This is a genomic window from Cystobacter fuscus (assembly GCF_002305875.1).
Classification (GTDB): domain Bacteria; phylum Myxococcota; class Myxococcia; order Myxococcales; family Myxococcaceae; genus Cystobacter; species Cystobacter fuscus_A.
Genome location: NZ_CP022098.1, coordinates 2,324,860 through 2,343,028, shown reverse-complemented (window position 1 = coordinate 2,343,028; position 18,169 = coordinate 2,324,860). Strand labels below are relative to the sequence as shown.

The window sequence follows — 18,169 nt, the reverse complement described above, 5'->3', positions numbered from 1 at the left end:
GAGGATTCAGAAGTCAAACTCAACCCCGAGCGACAACCCCAGGCGCAGCGCCAGGGTGCTCCAGTTCTTGGTGTAGCGCAGCCCGTCGATGTCCTCGCTCGTGGCGAAGAGGAACTGTTGCTGGACCTGGCCGAGGATGTCCGCGCGCAGCAGGATGCGCTCCGTCATGCGCCGGCGCGCGCCCACGGACGGGCCCACGAGCCAGCCCACGCGCGGCACGCTCCACACCCCCACGCCCTGCTCCTGCAGCCGGCGGATCTCCTCCGCGAACTCCTGGCCGGGCACCAGCACGGAGAAGCCCCCGCGCGCGGCGAAGACCACCTCCATCTTGTCCGCCACCGGCAGCCCGTACTCCGCGAAGGCGAAGGCCTCGTTGAGCAGACCAAAGCCAAACGTCCGACCACCGCCCGCACCGTAGTTGCCGAAGATGCGCGCCCCGGCACCCACCCGCAGCCGCTCGCTCACCGAGGGCACCGTCGTGTTCAACCAGATGGTGGCGGAGAGGAAGCTCGCGCTCGAGTAGTCGAAGGACTCGTCCTGGCGCGAGATGTTGATGCCCTGCTCGCCGCTGAGCTTCGCGCTCTCCAGGAAGAGATCCGGACCCACGCCGATGCGCATCCGGCCCGCGTTGGCCTTCGAGGAAGACTCGGAGGGGCGGGCCGCCGGAGCACGCGGGGCTGGAGCGGGCCGTGCCGCGGCGGCGGGCTTGGCCGCCACCACGGCACGGGGCTGCTCCACGGGGACCACGGGAGCCTCCGCCTCCGCCTTCTCCTCCTTCGGCGCCTCGGACGCGGGCTCCACGGCGGGCTCGGGTGAAGGCTCCGGCTGCGGTGCGGGAGTCACGGGAGCGGCCTTGGACGTGCCGCTCCGGGTCTTGGAGCTCTTGGCCTTGGACCTGGACTTGGACGCGGCCAGGGCCTCCGGCGTGGCGAGCACCAGCAGGGCGGACAACAAGGCACTGCCCAGGCGAAGCATCGAGGAGCGGGGAGCGTTCGAGCGGGGAAGAAGCGGCACGGGAGGACTCGGAAACGAAGCGAGGCGGAAGGGAAGGAAGAATCAGGCGCGACGGCGGCGCAGCAGCGTCAGGCCCGCGGTACCCAGCACGAACATCAGCAAGGGAGCGCCACCCGTCGAGGAGCAGCCACCGCCCTTGTCGTCGTCCTGGTCGTGGTCATGGTCATGGTCAGGATCCGAGCCAGTCCCGGTGCCCGCGTCGGCCACGGTGCCCGCATCGGAGTCCGTGCCCGCGTCGACTTCGATGCCCGCGTCGACTTCGATGCCCGCGTCGAGGGGCGTCCCGGAGTCCGGATCCTCGACACCCGCGTCCGTGCCGTCCGAGACCTTGACGGTCACCTCCAGCTTCGTGGCCGCCACGCCGTCACCACTCGTGCTACCGTTTCCGTTGACGGAATTGCCGGCACCGTAGATCGTGACGAGGCCACCATTGCCCGGCGCGATCATCGAGAAGTCGAAGCGGACCTCTCCATTGGAAAATGCCTTGGGCGCGGATTGCGTCAGCTCGACGTCGACCTTCTTCAGGCCCGAACTCTCGACCAGGTCGAGCGCAGCCTCCGCCCGATCCACCGCCAGGTTGACGCCCCCAGTCACCGCGGGCCCTCCCCGGATGATGAAGGTGTACTGGTTCGTCGTCCCCGCCACCACCGACGTGGGGCCGGAGATCTCCACGGTCGGCACGGGCACGGTATCGACCACCGCATGGCACCTCGTGCAGTTCTGGGTCGGAGTTCCATCCGCGAGCGGCTTGCCAGAGCGGCCAGTAATGCCCGCGGAGCGCGCCAGGGCAGGGGTGGACAGAAGACTCGCAGTGAAGACGCCAGCGACAATAACTGATGAGAACCGCATACTTCCTCCGGGAGAAGAAGTTACCTTTTTAACCTGATTTCCTCCATTGGCCCACGACCGTTTGCTGCATCGCGGCATTTCCTCTCCCATCCAGAACCGTGCGGAGAGAGAAGAACGCTGTCACGGGAACGAAGTCCGCGCGGGATAGAGTGTCGGCTCTGATCCCCTCACGACCGGCCCCAAGAACAGACATGCGAAGGCGGCTCATCGTGGCGGCCCTCCTGGTGGGAGCGCTGCTCGCGCTCCTCTGGGCAGGGCTCTCGGCGAGGCCAGATGCCCAGGACACACCCCCTCCCCTCCTCCAGTCCGACGAGCGGCGCTCCGCGTCAGGGCCGGGCGCGCCACGGGAGAGGAGCGCAGGGGTCATGGACGCGACGCCCCCGCTGGACGTGAGCACCGCCGAGACGCAGGGAGTGCTCGAGGTGGAGGTGCTCGCCGCCGAGCGGCGCCTGCCCGGGGCCAGCGTGCGGCTGTACTGGCGTGAGCGGAGGGACCCCAACCTCGGGGAGCTCATCTGGCGGCTGGCGGGCACGGGCTCGACGGATGCACGGGGACAGGCACGGCTCGCCGCCGGGCCCGGTTCATACCTGGCGGCCGTCCACGCGAATGGCCACGCGCCCCGGGTGCTCTCCGTGGTGCGACCCCATGGCGTGGCGCGCACGTCCGTGCGGATCGTCCTGGAGCCGGGTCAGTCCCTCGTGGGCCAGACGGTGGTGAAAGGGACAAGGGAGCCGCTGCCGCTCGTGCAACTCATCCTCACGGCGGCGCCGAGTGGCTCCCTCCCCGGACTCGCCCCCGAGCTGCCCCCCGAGGAGCGCGTGTACGCGACGAGCGACGAGCGGGGCCACTTCCGCGTGGACGAGCTCGCCACTGGGGACTACCTGCTGGAGGCCCAGGCGCCGGGCCACGCCCACCTGTGGCTCGTGCCGGTGAAGGTCCCCGCGAAGGAGCCGCTGGAGGTGGCGCTGAGCGTGGCGGGAGTCATCGAGGGCTTCGTCGTGGACGCACGAGGCGCTCCCGCCGAGGGCGCCGAAGTGCGCGTGAGCGGCGCGTCGCCCCAGAGCGTCATCACGGGGCCCGGAGGCGGCTTCTCCGTCGAGGTGGAAGCCGGCACCTACGGCGTGTCCGCGCGGCACGGCGAGGAAGCGGGGGCACTGGAGCAACCGCTCACCCTGAGCGCGGGCAAGACGATCCGTGGCCTGCGGCTCCAGCTCGGCCCGGGCTCGGTCCTGGAGGGGCGCGTGCTGGAGCACACCGCGGGAGCGCCGGTGGTGGGAGCCCAGGTCGACGTCAGTCCCCATGGACAGAACGGGGACACCGGCCGCGAGTCCACGGATGAAACGGGTCACTTCCAGGTGGGCGGGCTCGCGCCCGGCAGCTACGACGTGGTGGTGACGGCGCCCGGCTTCACCCCGGCGCTGCGGCGCGGCTTGACGGTGACGCCGCGCGAGCGCTTCTCCGTGGACCTCGTGCTCACCCGCCTGGGCGTGGTGGAGGGCCAGGTGCGCGACGTGGCCGGACGGCCGGTGGAGGGCGCACGGGTGATCGCCCCCAACCTCGGGCCGGATGAGCTGGAGTCCACGCCCCTCGAGTCCCGCACCGATGCCACGGGGCACTACCGGCTCGAGGGCCTGAACGTGGGCCGCCAGCCGCTCATCGCCCGCCGGGAAGAGGCGACGCAAGGGGTCAACCGCTGGGTGGACGTCACCGAGGAGGGCACGGCCCAGGTGGACTTCACCCTGGAGGGCACGGGCATCGTGGAGGGCGTGGTGCGGGCGGCCCGCGGCGCACTGCCCACCGAGCCCCTGGAGGTCCTCGCCTCGTTGGACGAGAAGAGCCCCTTCGGCGCACAGGACTTCCAGCAGGCCGAGGTGGGAGCGAAGGGGGACTTCCGGATGGTGCTGCCCGCGGGCGGCTACGAGCTGTTGCTCTCGGCGCGCGACCACCGCCCCACCTTCCAGAGGACGCACGTCCAGGTGGAGGAAGGCCAGACGGTCCGGGTCGAGCTGCTCTGGGAGGAGAACGCCCCGGCGTCCTCCGTGGAGGGCGTCGTCCTCGAGCCCGATGGCGCACCTTCACCGAGAGCCACCGTCACCCTGGGCCTCGAGTCCCAGGAAGACGGGGTGCTCCAGGCGAAGTACACGGACGAGGAGGGCCGCTTCTCCTTCGGCCTGAACTCCGACCTCGAGTCCGGCATGGGCGCGCTGAAGGTCAGTGCGCTCAATGGGGGGCGCAGCGGTCAGGTGTCGGGCGTGAGGCTGGGGGAACGGTCCCTGGTGATCAGGCTGCGCTCCGCGGGCTCGCTGCGGGGCCGGGTGACACGCGCGGGAGAGCCCGTGCGCGGCTTCACCCTCGGCATCGAGCCCGAGGGCGAGGAATGGCTCACCCAGGGCAAGGGCCCCTGGGAATTCCCCGGCGAGCGCTTCGAGCTGCACGACGTGCTGACCGAGCCCCTGCGGCTGGTGGTGAAGACTCCGGATGGCTCGCGCGGACAGGCCGTGGTGACTCCCCGTCCCGGCGGAACGACCGAGGTGGACATCCGCCTGCGCGGCACCGCGTCCGTCCAGGGGCGGGTGGTGGACGCGGCCACCGGCAGCCCACTGAGCGACGTGGTCGTGTTCATCGACAACGATCCCTCCTCGGTCCACATGCGCGAGAGCCTCGACCAGGGGCGTTTCTCCATCAGCGGCTTGAACCCGGGCGAGTACGTGTTGAACATCCTCGGCAGGCACACCTCCGGCCGCCTGCGACGCCCCATACGGCTGGCCGAGGGGGAAGCACTCGACCTGGGGGACCTGTCATGGGGTGGGACACCGGGTGGGACAGGGAGTGAGACACTGCCTCCGGAGCGGTGAGCGCCCCCAGCAAACACCCTCCAAATCTCTCTGAATTCCCCACAAGTCGGTCAACTGAAGATATGGTGGGTGGGCATGTACCTGCGCAGCCTCACGCTCCAGAATCTGAAACTCCTGCGAGAGGTGGCCCTCTCCTTCACCCGTCCCGATGGGGAGGTACGGCCATGGACCGTCTTCGTGGGGGAGAATGGCGTGTGCAAGACGGCCATCCTCCAAGCCATCGGGCTCGCGGCGAGTGGATGCTCGCTGGGCAGTGAGCTCGCGGATGTCACGAGCCTGCCGGACCGGCGGCAGCCGTCCACCGAGCTGATGCTGATCGGCGCCGAGTTCACCTTCGGGCAGGAAGGGCACAAGGCGCGCCAGTACCCAGGACTGGAGAAGAAGCACTCGCTGCCGCCGTACGTGCGCAGCTCCATCGCGGCCAAGAGCACCTGGCGCGAGCTGGTGGGCAGCTCGCGCTACGTGGGCGTCGAGCACACGCAGGTGTTCGATCCCATCCGCGAGGCGCGCCGCACGCAGCTGCCCGGCTGGTTCGTCGCGGGCTACGGCACGGTGCGCACCCTGCCCCGCCCCCACGCCTTCCACGCCGACGGCCTGTCGGATCCCCTGCGCCAGCGCATGGCGAACCTCTTCGATCAAGGAGGGCTCATCGCCACGGGCTTCGCCGACGTCTTCGAGCCGGCGCAGGCCAAGGCCTATGTCAAGCTGCTCAAGCAGGTGCTGTTGCAGGGCAACCTGCTGCCGGGCGTGGTGGACCTGGAGTTGCAGAGCCACGGCATCGTGCGCACCCGGCAGGACTTGCTCGAGGCGCACCGCTTCGAGTTCAACCTGGGGGGCCAGCGCGTGAAGCTGCCCGCCACGTGGCTGTCGCGCGGCTACCAGGGAGCGATCGCGTGGCTGGCGGACCTCATCGGCCACATCCTCCTGGAGGCGGGCAAGCCGGTACCGCCCGAGCGCATGGAGGGGCTGGTGCTCGTGGACGAGCTGGATCTCCACCTGCATCCGCACTGGCAGACGACGCTCATCACCACGCTCAAGCAGGTCTTCCCCAAGCTCCAGTTCATCGCCACCACGCACTCGGCGATGCTGCTGCCGGGACTGGAGCAGGATGAGGTGTTCGTGTTGCGCCAGGACGACGAGGGCAACGTCTACGCGTCCCCGGCGCCCTCGACGCCCTCGTTCCTCACGGGCAGCGAGCTGCTCGACGCGTTCTTCGATCGCAAGGGCAAGCCCGCGAAAGCCCCCGGCCGCAAGCCGCCTCCGCCCCAGAAGAAGCCCCGCGCCGCCTCGCGCCCGGCGGGCCGCTCCAAGCGGAAGTAACGCTCACGCGCCGCGGGGAGTGCCACACTCTGAACAGAAGCGCGCCTGGGGAGCCAGTTCCGTGCCGCACTGGGTGCAGAAGGCGCGGGCCGCCGCGAGCGGCTTGCCACATTCGGAGCAGAACTTGCCCCCCGCGACGCGAGCCTGGCAGTGCGGGCAGGCCGATACCGCCACCGAGCGTGGGGCCTTCATGTCCAGGGACGCCACCTGGTCCACTTCGCGCGCCTTGGTCCACGCCTGCTCCACGGACACGCGGGCCTGGATGTGCGCGGCCTCCTCCTGGAGGTTCGGGGCGCAGGACTCGCACAAGCCGCGGGCCTCGTTCCAGCACGCCTGGGGGCAGACCCACTGGCCACAGCGGGTGCAGTGCTTGAAGTGCTTGCGGGCCTCCTCCACCGCCTCGGCGTAGGCCTCGTCCCAGGCACTGCCGCGCAAGGCGTCCTTCACGTGCTCCCCCGCGTAGGCCGCCCGCGACAGCGTGCCCCCGAAGAACGAGCCCGCCGCCTGGAGCAGTCCGGTCGCCATGCCCACCTTGCTGGCGATGAAGGGCGACAAGTGCCCGTTGTGGCACTTGTCGCACTTGAACTCGAACTGGAAGCCGTAGTTGTTGGAGCGGTCGGTGTAGTTGCGGGTGAACGGAATCATCGCCCCCGCGAGGCTAGCACGCTACTTCGTCCACACCGCGTAGTTGGTCCCCGAGGTGCCCAGCGTCCAGCCCGCGCCCGGCGACCAGTCGCCCGGGCCGATCTTCATCGCCACGCTGCCCTTCGTGCCGGTGATGATGGCGGCATACCGGCTCGAGTCCGCCACCTGGATGCTCACCGCCGACGTGGAGTGGATGCCCTTGGCCTTGCGGATGGACATCAGCGTCTTGATGGCATCCTTGTGGCCCCAGTCGTAGAAGTGCACCCAGTAGACGCACGGGACGCCCGGGTGCGTGAGGATGTAGGCGTAGCCCTGCATGACCTTGTCGCTGGGGAAGGGCCAGTGGTTCTGGCTCGTGCCCGAGGTGCTCGGCCCCGTGTCGTGGTTGTCGATGAAGGTCACCGACTTGGCCGCCCACCACCCGATGGCGCCCGAGGGCTTGCCCGCGCTGTCACGCAGCCGCCAGAACTCGTTGTACTGCACGGCCTGCTGGAGGATGCCCTTGGTGGTGAAGTCGAACACCGTCGACTTGCCGCCCGTGGCGTCGAGCCAGTTCATCAGCTGCTGCCGGTGGGCATCGGGGTTGGCGAGGTTCAGGTCCGTCCACAGCTCGCCCACGGAGAAGTAGGGCACCGTGGCGGTGTTGTAGTTGCCCACGTACGAGCCGTTGAAGCCCTTCACGTAGTCATAGCGCCACCCGTCGTAGCCGATGCTGGACTTGAGCCAGTTCATCCAGCTCTTGAGGTCGCCCTGCACCGTGGCGTTGGTGTGGTCCAGGTCGCGCGCCGCCCCATAGCCATCCCCGGTGTCCGCGTTGCCCGTGGCGCTCGTCCACTCGTCCCCGCGCGCCACCGCCCACGAGCCCCAGGTGGGGTTGGTGAAGTCCGCCCAGTTGGTGGTGCCCACGCGGTGGTTGATGACGATGTCCGCGATGGCCTTCACGTTGTAGGTGTGCAGCGCGCCGATGGCCGACTTGAGCTGCGCCTCGGTGCCGTAGCGGCTGTTGAGCACGCTGAGCTGGCGCGGCAGGTAGCCTTCGTTGGAGGCCGCGTCGCTGGAGGGCGGCAGCCACACCATGGTGAAGCCGCTGGCGCCAATGTCCGAGGCCTTGCCCTGGACGATGCCCCACCAGGGAGACGTCTGGTACGAGGTCCAGTGGAAGCCCTGCAGCATCACATCGCCGCTGTTGCCATCCATGGGCCCCGCGAACACGGCCGGCGCACCCAGCAACGCCAGGGCCCACGACAGGGACACGGCTCCGCCAAACACTTTCTTCTTGAGCATCGGGTACTCCAGGAAAGAGGGGGGTGAGGCGACACGCGCTCTACTGCCTTTCCGCCCGGCCGGGGAGAGACGGTCCGTCATGACGCGCCGGGACAGGCCGGAGCCGCCGTCCGGTGGAAAGAGGTGGGGGACGCACCTGGGAGGCGTTAGGATCGGGCAATGGCCGAACAGTCCCCCCCCTATTGGGTCCTCATCTCGGTCTTGTTCAGCTCGCAGCCGTTGACGCCCGCGCTGGCCATGACCCTGCATCAGGCGGCGTATGATCTCTACCGGCGCGGTGACTCGGAGCAGCCGGTGGCGGGAGATCTGCTCACCGGACGGGTGCGCAACCTGCGCAAGGACGTGCAGATGGGCACCCTGGCGGGGCCCGCCTTCGAGGCGGAGATCGAAACGGAGCGCGGCTCCGGCACCGTGCGCTTCCTGCTCACCCGCCAGGGCCTGGAGCTGATGAAGGAGCAACCCGCCGAGCCCCCCGTCCCTCCGCGGCCGCGCTACCTCAACTGACGCGCGCGGCGCGCCGGGTGGCCCACCGGGTGACGCTCACCGGGTGACTCAATGCACCCGCTCCTTCTCCACGCGCTCCTTGCGCCGGGGCTTGGCGAGCTTCACCTCGGGGCGCTTGTGCGTCACCATGCGGACGATGCCGTAGTAGAGCTGCTCCTCGGTGTACACCGTGCGCCCGCGGAACGTGCCGGGGACATAGGCGGGCCCGGGGCGCTCCAACCACTGGAATACCCGCACCTCCTCCGACCGCGCGAGCGCCTCGAGCAGCTCCGGGGGACACTGCTTGAGATAGCGGCGCACCAGCGGCTTGAGCTGACGGTAGAAGTCCTCGCCCAGCACCGAGTGCCGCCGCCCCGCGTGCAACGTGCCGTCGAACCGGCGCGACATGTGGAAGAGCTCGTGCATCACCGTCTGGACGCGGCCCTGGGGCGTGGACGCGCGGAAGAAGCGCGGACGCAGGGTGATGCAGTAGAGCATCCGCCGGCCCTGGATGCGGATGACGGGCTTGCGGCGGCCACTGGGATCCGTGCAGCGCCCACCCCGGAAGCACAGCGGCTTGACCGTGCCGCGGGAGGCACGCCGGGCCTCGCCCGCCACCACGAGGATGCGGCTGGCCTTCACGTGGGAAAACTCCGGCATCTTCGCGGCGATATCGCGGATGAGCGCGCGGACGGCCTTGTTGAGGTTTTGGCGGGGGTAGGCCACGGTGTAGTCAACAGTGTACCGCAAAATGCCTTGAGACCAGACGCCCCCCGCTCCACCTTGGCCTCCATGCATTCTGCCCCGCGTGCCATCGTCCACCTCCTGACGTTCGCCGCCTGGCTCTCCGGGTGTGCCTCCACCCCGCCCGCGGTCCCCCTGGGCCCCGTCTCGCTCGCCCAGGAGGAGACACGCGTCATCGCCCAGGACCTGGCGAGCATGGAATTGCGCTACTCCGGCGAGCTCACCAGCCCCCAGACCGCCACCCTGGAGAAGGCCGACTACGAGCTCGTCTCCAACGGGCAGGTGCTGGAGAAGGGCACGGCGGCGCTGGGGGTCACCCTCGTGCCCGGCTCCCCCACGGCCTTCTCCTTCATGGCGAGTACCCCCTCCGTGAAGAGCCCGGAGGACCTCAAGGCCCTGAGCGACCAGGGAGGCTCGCTGCTGGTGGCCGTGCGCGGCACCCTGACGGTGCGCTCGGGTGGCTCGGAACGCACCCTGCCCTTCGCCGCTTCCCGGCAGGTGCGCGTGCCGCGGCTGCCACGCGTGAAGGTGCTGGCCATGGAGGGTGCGCGCTATTCGGACGAGCAGGTGGACCTGGTGATGCGCCTGGGCGTGGAGAACCCCAATCCCTTCCCGGTGCGGCTGGATGGGCTCACCTGGGCGCTCGGCATCCAGGGCCGGCGGCTCGGAGAGGGCACGCTGGGCAAGCAGGACATCGTGGACGCGGCGGCCACCGGGGTGTATCCCGTGGAGGTGGCGGTGACACGGGAGACGTGGGGTCCGGAAGTCCGGGGGCTCATCGCCAAGGGGACGCTGCCGTACGAGGTCGCGGGTGAGCTCACCGGCCCGCTGGTGCGCGTGCCCTACTCGCTGTCCGGAGACGTGAAGCTCAACGTGTCGCGGTAGTGCCCATCTATCTGCTCGGAGACGACCCGCATCTCTTCCCCCCACCCGAGCGCGCGGACCGCACCGGTCTGCTCGCCGTCGGTGGAGACCTGAGCCCCGAGCGTCTGCTCGCCGCGTACTCCCGGGGCATCTTCCCCTGGTACAACGAGGGCCAGCCCCTCTTGTGGCACTCGCCCAACCCCCGCTTCGTGCTGGAGCCCGCGAAGCTGCACGTGGGCCGCTCGCTGCGCAAGACACTCAAGGCGGGCGTCTACGACATCCGCTGGGACACCGCCTTCGCCGACGTCGTCGCCGCGTGCGCCCGCGCGCCGCGTCCCGGCCAGGACGGCACGTGGATCACCGACGAGATGCAGCACGCCTACGTCACCCTGCACGAGCAGGGCTACGCGCACTCGGTGGAGGCCTGGGCCGGGGGCGAACTGCTGGGCGGCTTCTACGGCGTGTCCCTGGGGGCGGCCTTCTTCGGCGAGAGCATGTTCGCGCACGCGCCGGACGCCTCGAAGGTGGCCTTCGTCACCGCCGTGGAGCGCTTCCAGGCCTGGGGCTTCCACTTCATCGACTGCCAGGTGGAGACGGAGCACCTGGCGCGCTTTGGCGCCGAGCCCTGGCCGCGCAAGCACTTCCTCGAGGCGCTCGCCCGCGCCCAGCGCGAGCCCACGCGCCGGGGCCGGTGGAGCGCGGCGGACACCCCCGCCGGCTCAAACCCTTGAGTCGGGAGGCGTCAGCTTGCCCAACGGCAGCTCGAGGGTGAAGGTGGCGCCCCGGTAGCGGCCCTCGCTCGCGCACGAGAGCTGGCCGCCCATCTCCCGCGCCGCCAGGGCGCTCGCGTGCAGGCCGAAGCCGTGCCCGTCCTTCTTCGTGGTGAAGCCCTGGCTGAAGAGCCGGGGCACCACCTCCGGGGCGATGCCCACCCCGTTGTCGCTCACGGAGATGATCAGCCGCTCTCCCCTGGGCTCCACCCGCAGGGTGAGCCGGCGATCCTCGACCCCCTCCTCCAGCAGCGCATGGCGCGCGTTGCTCAGCAGGTTCACGAGGATCTGCAACAGCTTGTGCCGGTCCACCAGCACCGTCGGCACCTCGGCGGCGTACTCGCGCCGCAGCTCGATGCCCAGCCGATCGAACGACACGGCGAGCAGGCGCAGGGCATCGTCCAGGAGCGCGGGCACGGCCACCTGCTCCAACGTCCCGCTGAAGCGCGCATGGCGCTGCTGCATGCTCACCACGGACCTGATGTGGTCCACGCTCTGGACGAGCCGCCGCATCTCCTCCTGCATCGTCTCGCGCTCCCGGGCGAGCTGGAGCGAGAGCGCCTCCAGGTAGGCGGGAAGCTGCCGTCCCCGCACGTCCTCGCCCAGGAAGTCGCCGAGCCGGGATTCGTTCTCGCGCAGCAGCGCCACCGCCCGCCCCAACCCGGACACACGCGAGTCGCGCAGCCGCTCCATCACCAGACTGGCCGAGACGTTCACGCTGTTGAGCGTGTTGCCCACGTTGTGCAACACCCCGGTGGCGATCTCCGCCATGCCCGCCTGGCGTGACGCGTCCACCAGGTTGCGGTGCATCTCCCCGAGCTGGAGCTCGGCGCGCTTGCTCTCGGTGAGATCCCTGCCGAAGAGCGTGAGGCCCACCACCCGCTCTCCCTCGCGCACCGGGTTGAAGAGGACGTCCACCGTGCGCGGCCGCCCCTCCACGAGCACGTCCACCTCCGCCCGCACGCGCTGTCCCCCCAGGGCCATGCGGCCGCGCGTCACCACCCACTCGCGCAGCGCCGGGGGGCAGCGCGACAAGAGCGGATTGCCCGGCACGAGCGCCACCCCATCCGTCATCCGCGCGAAGAGCTGCTGGGCCACCGGGTTGGCCATCACCAGGCGCCCCCGCGCATCGAGCGACAGCACCACGTCCTCCGTGCTCTCGATGAGACTGCTCAGCTTGCCCTCGCTCTCGCGCAGCGTCTGGCGCGTGCGCCGCAGCTCGGCGTGGACCTCGTCGCGCGCGGCGCCATGCAGCCAGCTGAGCGCCCAGCCCAGCAGCAGCGCCAGGCCCGCCATGAAGTTGCCCCAGGAGGTGCTCGGCTCGGCGAACAGGGGGCGCGTCTGGCCAAAGCCCGAGTGGACGAACTCGTGCAGGAACGCCGCGTTGAAGGCCAGCGGCGCCGTGAAGACGAAGCCCCTGCGCGCGCCCAGCAGATAGACGGCCAGCAGGGGCACCAACATGTTCACCCCGTGCATCACCCCACCGGGATGCTCCACCAGGAGCGTGGCGGCGAGGAGCGACACGGCGAGCGCGCCACACAACAGCAGGGACGGCACGAAGGGCGAGCGCAGACGGCGCACCAGCACCAACACCCCCAGACAAACGAGCAGGTTGCCCCCCAACACCAGCGCCTGGGGCGTGCGCTGCGCCGGCGGGTAGAGGGGAATCATCACCAGGTAGGTCAGGTCGAGCAGCACCAGCAGACCCACCGAGCCCACCACCACCCGGAGGCGGCCCAGCTCATCCAAAGGCAGCCGGCGCTGCTCCGCCGTCAGGGATTCATCCAGACACCGCAGCCACCAGGAGCGGAGACCCAGGCCCATGAGCCACCTCGCCTTCCCGAGGAGCACGCTCCGGGCTGGAACGATTCATCCCTCCTGGGGAGCGGCGGGCAGCATCACACGAAAGGTCGTCCCCTGTCCCGGGGTGCTTTCCACCGAGATGTCACCTCCCAAACGGGTCACGATGCCATGGCAGATGGACAGGCCCAGGCCGGTGCCCATGCCCGCGGGCTTCGTCGTGAAGAAGGGCTCGAAGAGCCGCCCCAGGTTCTCCGGGGCGATGCCACACCCGTTGTCCTCGACCTCCACGACGACGCGGCCATCCGCCCGCCGCAGGACGCCCAGGCGCAGGAAGGGCTGGGTGCGGCCGCGCAGGGCGTGGGCCGCGTTGACGAGCAGGTTGATGAACACCTGGCTCAGGCCATGCTCGCTGCCCAGCACGGGAGGCACCTCATGGAAGGCGCGCACCACCCGCAGCTGCGGCCCGAGCACCTCCGCCGCCATGTGCACGGCGCCCTCCAGCACCTCGCGCACGTCCACGCGCTCGCGCGGCGGCTCGTCCACCCGGGCGAAGACGCGCACGTCCTGCACGATGCGCGCGATGCGCTCGGCGCCCCGGAGCGCATCGCGGCTGGCCTCGCGCAAGTCCTCGCGCAGCTCCGTCGACTCGGACGTCCACGGAATCGACTCGAGCCCCCGCACGACATGGCGCAGGTTGGACAGGATGAAGCTCAAGGGGTTGTTGACCTCGTGGGCCAGTCCCGCCGACATGCGTCCCAGCGCCTCGAGCTTCTGCGCGTGCAACAGCCGGGTATTGGCCTCCGCCAGCGCCCGCGTGCGCTCCTCCACCGCCAGCGACAGCCCCTGCATCCGCTGCTGGCTCGCGCGCAACAACTCCCACTTCTCACACAGCGCGTGCGCCATCTGCCGCACCTCGATGGTGTCGAAGGGCTTGCGCAGGATGAGCAGCCGCTCGCTCGTCTCCAGCTTGCGCACCAGCTCGTCCCACGAGTAGTCCGAGTAGGCCGAGCAGAGCACCACCTGGAGATCCGACGACTCGCGCCACATGCGCAGCGTCGTCTCCACACCATCCAGCCCCGGCGGCATGCGCACGTCCACGAAGGCCAGCGCATAGGGGCGCCCCGCGCTCACCGCGTCGCGCACGCACCGCACGCCCTCCTCCCCCTCCGAGGCGAAGTCCAACTCGAAGCACGGGGCGTCCGTGGAGCGTGGCACCGGAGCCTGCTCCCCGAACAGCCGCGACTCCATCGCGTCCAACGCGTCGAGGCCCGAGGTGGAGTGCGCGAGGATGCGGTGGAAGTCCCGGTGGATGGAGGGGTTGTCGTCGACCACCAGGATGCGGTGGCTCGCCTCCGAATGAGGCTTCATGCCCAGGCCTCCTGTCCGAGGCCCGGAAGGTTCGTTGGAGGAGCATGGACCCGGAGCTGTCCTCCCGGATCACGGCGGCTGGAATGCGGTGGGTTCACCACGATGTCCACCAGTCTACGCTGGACCCGCGTTCCTGGGCAGCCCAGGAGAGAATCCTCCGCCCCCCCTGGAAAAAAAACCCGAGGGGGAGCGGGCGAGGCATCGGCACGCCCTTCAGTCGTCGGCGGAGACCTGACGGAACACCGCCATGGAGCGGCCCACCAGCTCGAAGCGCCCCGGGGGAACCGGCGCGTCCGGGCCCAGCTCGTCCGAGGCCGTGTAGAGCTGGATGACCCACCGCTTGCCCTCGGTGGGAGGCGGCACGGTGAAGGGCACGGCCTCGTGGTGCGCATTGAGCAACACCAGGAGTGCATCCCCGATGATGCGCTGGCCCCGCTCGTCGGGCGAGGGGATGGCATCGCCCCCGAGCAGGAACGCGAGCGAGCGGACGAAGGGCTTCTGCCAGTCCTCCGAGCCCATCTCCGTGCCGTCCGGCCGGAACCAGGTGAGATCCTTGTGCTCCGAGTCCCAGATGTGCTCGCCCTGGAAGAAGCGGCGGCGCTGGAGCACGGGCTGGGTGTCGCGGAAGTGGATGAGCCGCGAGGTGAACTCCAGCAGGGCCTGCCGGCGCTCGTCGAGTTTCCAGTCCACCCACGACAGCTCGTTGTCCTGGCAGTAGGCGTTGTTGTTGCCGCCCTGGGTGCGGCCCATCTCGTCACCGGCCACGATCATGGGCACGCCCTGGGACAGGAAGAGCGAGGAGAGCAGGTTGCGCTTCTGGCGCTCGCGCAGGGAGATGATGTGGGCGTCCTGCGTCTCGCCCTCCGCGCCGCAGTTCCACGCCTGGTTGTCGTCGGCGCCGTCGCGGTTGAACTCGCCGTTGGCCTCGTTGTGCTTGTGGCCGTAGGTGACCAGGTCGTGCAGGGTGAAGCCGTCGTGGGCGGTGATGAAGTTGATGCTCGCCTGGGGGCGGCGCCGGGCGCTCTGGAACATGTCCGAGGAGCCCGTGAGCCGGTGGCCCACCTCGCCCGCGAGGTTCTCGTCGCCCTTCCAGTAGCGGCGCATGGCGTCGCGGTACTTGCCGTTCCACTCGCGCCAGGGCGAGGGGAAGTTGCCCACCTGATAGCCCCCCATGCCCACGTCCCAGGGCTCGGCGATGAGCTTCACGCGGCTGAGCACCGGATCCTGGCTGATGATCTGGAAGAAGGCGGCGTTGGGGGAGAACTCGCCCTTGCCGTGGCGGCCGAGCACCGTGGCCAGGTCGAAGCGGAACCCGTCCACGTGCATCTCCTGCACCCAGTAGCGCAGCGAGTCGATGATGAGTCGCGAGGCGTTCTGGTTGGAGGCGTTCACGCTGTTGCCACAGCCGGTGAAGTCCAGGTAGTAGCGCGCGTCCGGCATCAGCCAGTAATAGGAGGCGTTGTCGATGCCCTTGAGCGACAGCGTGGGCCCCATGTGGTTGCCCTCGCAGGTGTGGTTGTACACCACGTCGAGGATGACCTCGATGCCCGCGGCGTGCAGCGCCTTGACCATCGCCTTGAACTCGTTGACGACGGTGCCCGGCGCCTTGCGGCTCGCGTACTTCTGCTCGGGGGCGAAGAAGGCCAGCGTGTTGTAGCCCCAGTAGTTGGACAGGCCCTTGTCGCTCAGGAACGAGTCGTCCACGTACTCGTGCACCGGCAGGAGCTCCACGGACGTCACTCCCAGATTGGTGAGGTGATCGATGATGGCCGGGTGGGCGAGCCCCGCGTAGGTGCCCCGCAGGTGCTCGGGCACCTTGGGGTGGCGCATGGTGAGGCCCTTGACGTGGGCCTCGTAGATGACCGTCTTGCGCCAGGGCACGTCCGGCGCGCGATCATTGCCCCAGTCGAAGAAGTCGCTCACCACCACGCACTTGGGCATGCCCGGCGCGCTGTCGCGCTCGTCGCGCATCAGGTCCTGCTTCTCGTGGCCCAGCGTGTAGCCAAACACGGGCTGGGACCAGTCCACCTCGCCGTGCAGCGCCTTGGCGTACGGGTCCACCAGCAGCTTGTAGGGGTTGCAGCGGTGCCCCTTCTGGGGCTCGTAGGGACCATGCACCCGCAGGCCGTAGAGGGTGCCCGGCTCCAGGGCGGGCACATAGCCGTGCCACGTGTACTCGGTCGACACCGGCAGGTCGAAGCGCTCGATCTCCTTCGAGGGGTCCCGGGGATCGAACAGACAGACCTCCACCCGGGTGGCTACTTGCGAGAACACCGCGAAGTTGACCCCCGACCCATCGAATGTCGCACCCCTGGGATACGGCTTTCCCGGCCACACTTCCCTCGTCATACGCTTCAACGTCCTTTCGAACAGACTCATCAGTGAAGATGTGTGAAACGATTGGAACCCGCCACATTCGCCTTGGGTTGAACCAGGCAAGCGTCCGCCAGCCATCATCTGGAAGCCTCGCCGTGCGATACCGCACGCTTGCCGCTCCAGCTCCATGCCACCAGCTTCCAGCAACCCCAATGTGCGCGGCTCGCAGGTCGCACGACGAAAGGAAACATGCACATGAAGCGGATGATCCAGGGAGTGATGCTCGCCGGAGCGCTGGCCATGGGAAGCACGTCGTTCGCGCAGCCGGCCACCAAGGCCTCGGCCCCCAAGGCCGGCACGGCTGAGTACAAGGGATTCGTCGTCCCCACGGACACCAAGGCGCTGCTCGAGCGGCTGCACTACGTCAACCAGACGGAGATCAAGCAGGCCAAACTCGCCCAGCAGAACGCGTCGAGCCCCGAGGTGAAGTCTTTCGCCGAGCAGATGATCACCGAGCACACGGCGGCCGACGAGAAGATCCTGGCGCTCGCCAAGACGCAGAACCTGAAGCTGGCGGACGTGCCCAAGCCCATCAACGACGTGGAGAAGAAGGCCCTGGCGGCCGACAAGGCCTCGATGGAGAAGCTCCAGTCGCTCAAGGGCGAGGCCTTCGACGGCTGCTACATGACCGAGCAACTCGGAGCCCATGACGCCGCGCTCGGCAAGCTCGCGGCGGGCAAGCAGGCCGCGGGTGCCAACCCCGAGCTCACCTCGCTCCTGGACGAGCTGACCCAGAGCGTCGCCAAGCACCGCCAGCACGCCTATGCGCTGCTCGGCAAGCTGAGCCCGCAGCCCGCCGCCATGGGCGGCTCGGGCGACACGGGCGGCTCGGGCGCCGCTGGCACCATTGGCACTCCGAACAGCATTCCGAGCGGCACCAACGGCCCGGGCACCACCGGCCCGGGCGCCATCGGCCCCAAGGGCTCCGGCACGCGCAACTAGGCCGGGCACGACGCGGTGAGCGGGGCCGGGAGGGAGAGAACCGGCCCCGCGTGAAGAGCACCTTTGCCCGCCGCGTTCCGGATGGTGTAGGGATGAACGGGTCAGCTCTCCGCTCATGAAGACCTCTCCCCGCTCACCTCGGCGCGAACAAGGACTCGCCCGGTGGATGGTCCTGGGGGGCGCGGCCTGCGCCCTCCTCCTGGCCGTCCTCGCCGGGGAGCCCTCGTCCAGCGTCCAGCGGCGGAGCGAGGTCCACGAAGCCGCCAGCACCGCGCGACCGGCGCGAAGCGCCTCGGTCTCCGCGACCCGGCGCCCCCAGCACGAGCGGCTGGTGGGAGACCGTGAAGCACCGCTCCACGGCGCCCTGGAGCTGCCCCGCCCCGCGGTCAAACCCCTCCCCGGCTACAAGCGATTCGATTCCCGGCATGGCCTCGCGCCGCGCCTGGAGACGGACGTCACGCCGCTCACGCGGATGCACCGCCCGTGCGAGCCGACACGACGCCATGGACGCATCGCGGATCGCCCGCTCATCGAGAACTGTCCCGCGCAAGGACCCCCCCGGCTCGCGTGAGGTCGCGATCCCCGAGGTAGATTTTCCCTTTCCGGCGTGCCGGCCGGTGCTGGCGCGCCCGAGGCAGCCCCTTGCGCGAAGAACAGAACCCCTCTGCGTCCACCCCCACTCCGCAACCCCCTTCCCCGGCGCCCGTCGAGTACGAGCGCTGGCAGACGGGCCGGCTCATCGTGGCCGTCCTGACCTGCTTGTTCATCATTGGCGCGGCCATCGCCTACGAGGCGCTCGGCTGAGTTGTTGAAGACGGGGGGAGGGCCGGTCCTTTGGACGAGCACCGGTCC

Annotated in this window: 16 protein-coding genes; 8 read left to right on the top strand and 8 right to left on the bottom strand. The window is 69.5% G+C overall.

The window, feature by feature from the left end; genetic code table 11:
* Positions 1-6 precede the first annotated feature (6 nt).
* Positions 7-1,014 carry a hypothetical protein gene (locus CYFUS_RS09720; protein WP_157758361.1) on the bottom strand — a complete coding sequence of 336 codons (1,008 nt, stop codon included), beginning with the start codon at positions 1,012-1,014 and terminating at the stop codon, positions 7-9.
* A 42-nt stretch (positions 1,015-1,056) separates the two neighbouring features.
* The gene (locus tag CYFUS_RS09715) at positions 1,057-1,863 is read right to left on the bottom strand and encodes an MXAN_6652 family MXYO-CTERM-anchored protein (protein WP_095984966.1); all 807 of its coding nucleotides are present in this window, start codon (positions 1,861-1,863) and stop codon (positions 1,057-1,059) included.
* Between the two features lie 365 nt (positions 1,864-2,228).
* Between CYFUS_RS09715 and CYFUS_RS09710 the strand changes: the two genes are divergently transcribed.
* Entirely contained in the window at positions 2,229-4,718 is a 2,490-nt protein-coding gene (locus tag CYFUS_RS09710) for a carboxypeptidase-like regulatory domain-containing protein (RefSeq protein ID WP_198316519.1), read from the top strand.
* A 75-nt stretch (positions 4,719-4,793) separates the two neighbouring features.
* The gene (locus CYFUS_RS09705) at positions 4,794-6,038 is read left to right on the top strand and encodes an AAA family ATPase (protein ID WP_095984964.1); all 1,245 of its coding nucleotides are present in this window, start codon (positions 4,794-4,796) and stop codon (positions 6,036-6,038) included.
* Positions 6,039-6,041: 3 nt separating this feature from the next.
* Here CYFUS_RS09705 and CYFUS_RS09700 read toward each other — a convergent pair whose 3' ends face one another.
* Both CYFUS_RS09700 and CYFUS_RS09695 read right to left on the bottom strand, forming a co-directional pair.
* Positions 6,042-6,683: a zinc ribbon domain-containing protein gene (locus tag CYFUS_RS09700; RefSeq protein WP_095984963.1), complete on the bottom strand. Its 642-nt coding sequence runs from the start codon at positions 6,681-6,683 to the stop codon at positions 6,042-6,044.
* A 21-nt stretch (positions 6,684-6,704) separates the two neighbouring features.
* Positions 6,705-7,967 carry a glucan 1,4-alpha-maltotetraohydrolase domain-containing protein gene (locus tag CYFUS_RS09695; protein ID WP_095984962.1) on the bottom strand — a complete coding sequence of 421 codons (1,263 nt, stop codon included), beginning with the start codon at positions 7,965-7,967 and terminating at the stop codon, positions 6,705-6,707.
* Between the two features lie 159 nt (positions 7,968-8,126).
* On the opposite strand from CYFUS_RS09695, the gene CYFUS_RS09690 reads away from it, so the two are divergent.
* Positions 8,127-8,471, top strand: a complete 345-nt coding sequence (locus tag CYFUS_RS09690; protein ID WP_095984961.1) for a hypothetical protein — start codon at positions 8,127-8,129, stop codon at positions 8,469-8,471.
* Positions 8,472-8,519: 48 nt separating this feature from the next.
* Here the strand turns inward: CYFUS_RS09690 and CYFUS_RS09685 are convergent, their stop codons facing one another.
* On the bottom strand, positions 8,520-9,176 hold the full coding sequence (locus CYFUS_RS09685; protein ID WP_095984960.1) for a putative metallopeptidase: 657 nt from the start codon (positions 9,174-9,176) through the stop codon (positions 8,520-8,522).
* Between the two features lie 66 nt (positions 9,177-9,242).
* Here CYFUS_RS09685 and CYFUS_RS09680 point away from each other — a divergent pair, with 66 nt between their 5' ends.
* Together CYFUS_RS09680 and aat are read left to right on the top strand one after the other, a co-directional pair.
* The gene (locus CYFUS_RS09680; RefSeq protein ID WP_095984959.1) at positions 9,243-10,079 is read left to right on the top strand and encodes an LEA type 2 family protein; all 837 of its coding nucleotides are present in this window, start codon (positions 9,243-9,245) and stop codon (positions 10,077-10,079) included.
* Positions 10,079-10,789: a leucyl/phenylalanyl-tRNA--protein transferase gene (gene aat, locus CYFUS_RS09675; protein WP_095984958.1), complete on the top strand. Its 711-nt coding sequence runs from the start codon at positions 10,079-10,081 to the stop codon at positions 10,787-10,789. The genes CYFUS_RS09680 and aat overlap by 1 nt, the downstream gene beginning before the upstream one ends.
* Here the strand turns inward: aat and CYFUS_RS09670 are convergent.
* The 3 genes from CYFUS_RS09670 to glgX all read right to left on the bottom strand — a co-directional run bounded on the left by CYFUS_RS09670 (position 10,778) and on the right by glgX (position 16,348).
* Positions 10,778-12,652, bottom strand: coding sequence for an ATP-binding protein (locus CYFUS_RS09670; protein WP_095991904.1), 1,875 nt, complete (start codon positions 12,650-12,652; stop codon positions 10,778-10,780). The genes aat and CYFUS_RS09670 overlap by 12 nt on opposite strands.
* 45 nt (positions 12,653-12,697) lie before the next feature.
* On the bottom strand, positions 12,698-13,999 hold the full coding sequence (locus tag CYFUS_RS09665; RefSeq protein WP_095984957.1) for an ATP-binding protein: 1,302 nt from the start codon (positions 13,997-13,999) through the stop codon (positions 12,698-12,700).
* A 213-nt stretch (positions 14,000-14,212) separates the two neighbouring features.
* On the bottom strand, positions 14,213-16,348 hold the full coding sequence (gene glgX / locus CYFUS_RS09660; RefSeq protein WP_095984956.1) for a glycogen debranching protein GlgX: 2,136 nt from the start codon (positions 16,346-16,348) through the stop codon (positions 14,213-14,215).
* Positions 16,349-16,570: 222 nt separating this feature from the next.
* Between glgX and CYFUS_RS09655 the strand changes: the two genes are divergently transcribed.
* The 3 genes from CYFUS_RS09655 to CYFUS_RS50495 all read left to right on the top strand — a co-directional run bounded on the left by CYFUS_RS09655 (position 16,571) and on the right by CYFUS_RS50495 (position 18,121).
* Positions 16,571-17,317, top strand: a complete 747-nt coding sequence (locus CYFUS_RS09655; protein WP_095984955.1) for a DUF4142 domain-containing protein — start codon at positions 16,571-16,573, stop codon at positions 17,315-17,317.
* A 115-nt stretch (positions 17,318-17,432) separates the two neighbouring features.
* The gene (locus CYFUS_RS09650) at positions 17,433-17,888 is read left to right on the top strand and encodes a hypothetical protein (protein WP_157758360.1); all 456 of its coding nucleotides are present in this window, start codon (positions 17,433-17,435) and stop codon (positions 17,886-17,888) included.
* A gap of 71 nt (positions 17,889-17,959) precedes the next feature.
* Positions 17,960-18,121, top strand: a complete 162-nt coding sequence (locus CYFUS_RS50495; protein ID WP_157758359.1) for a hypothetical protein — start codon at positions 17,960-17,962, stop codon at positions 18,119-18,121.
* The last annotated feature ends 48 nt before the right edge of the window (positions 18,122-18,169 follow it).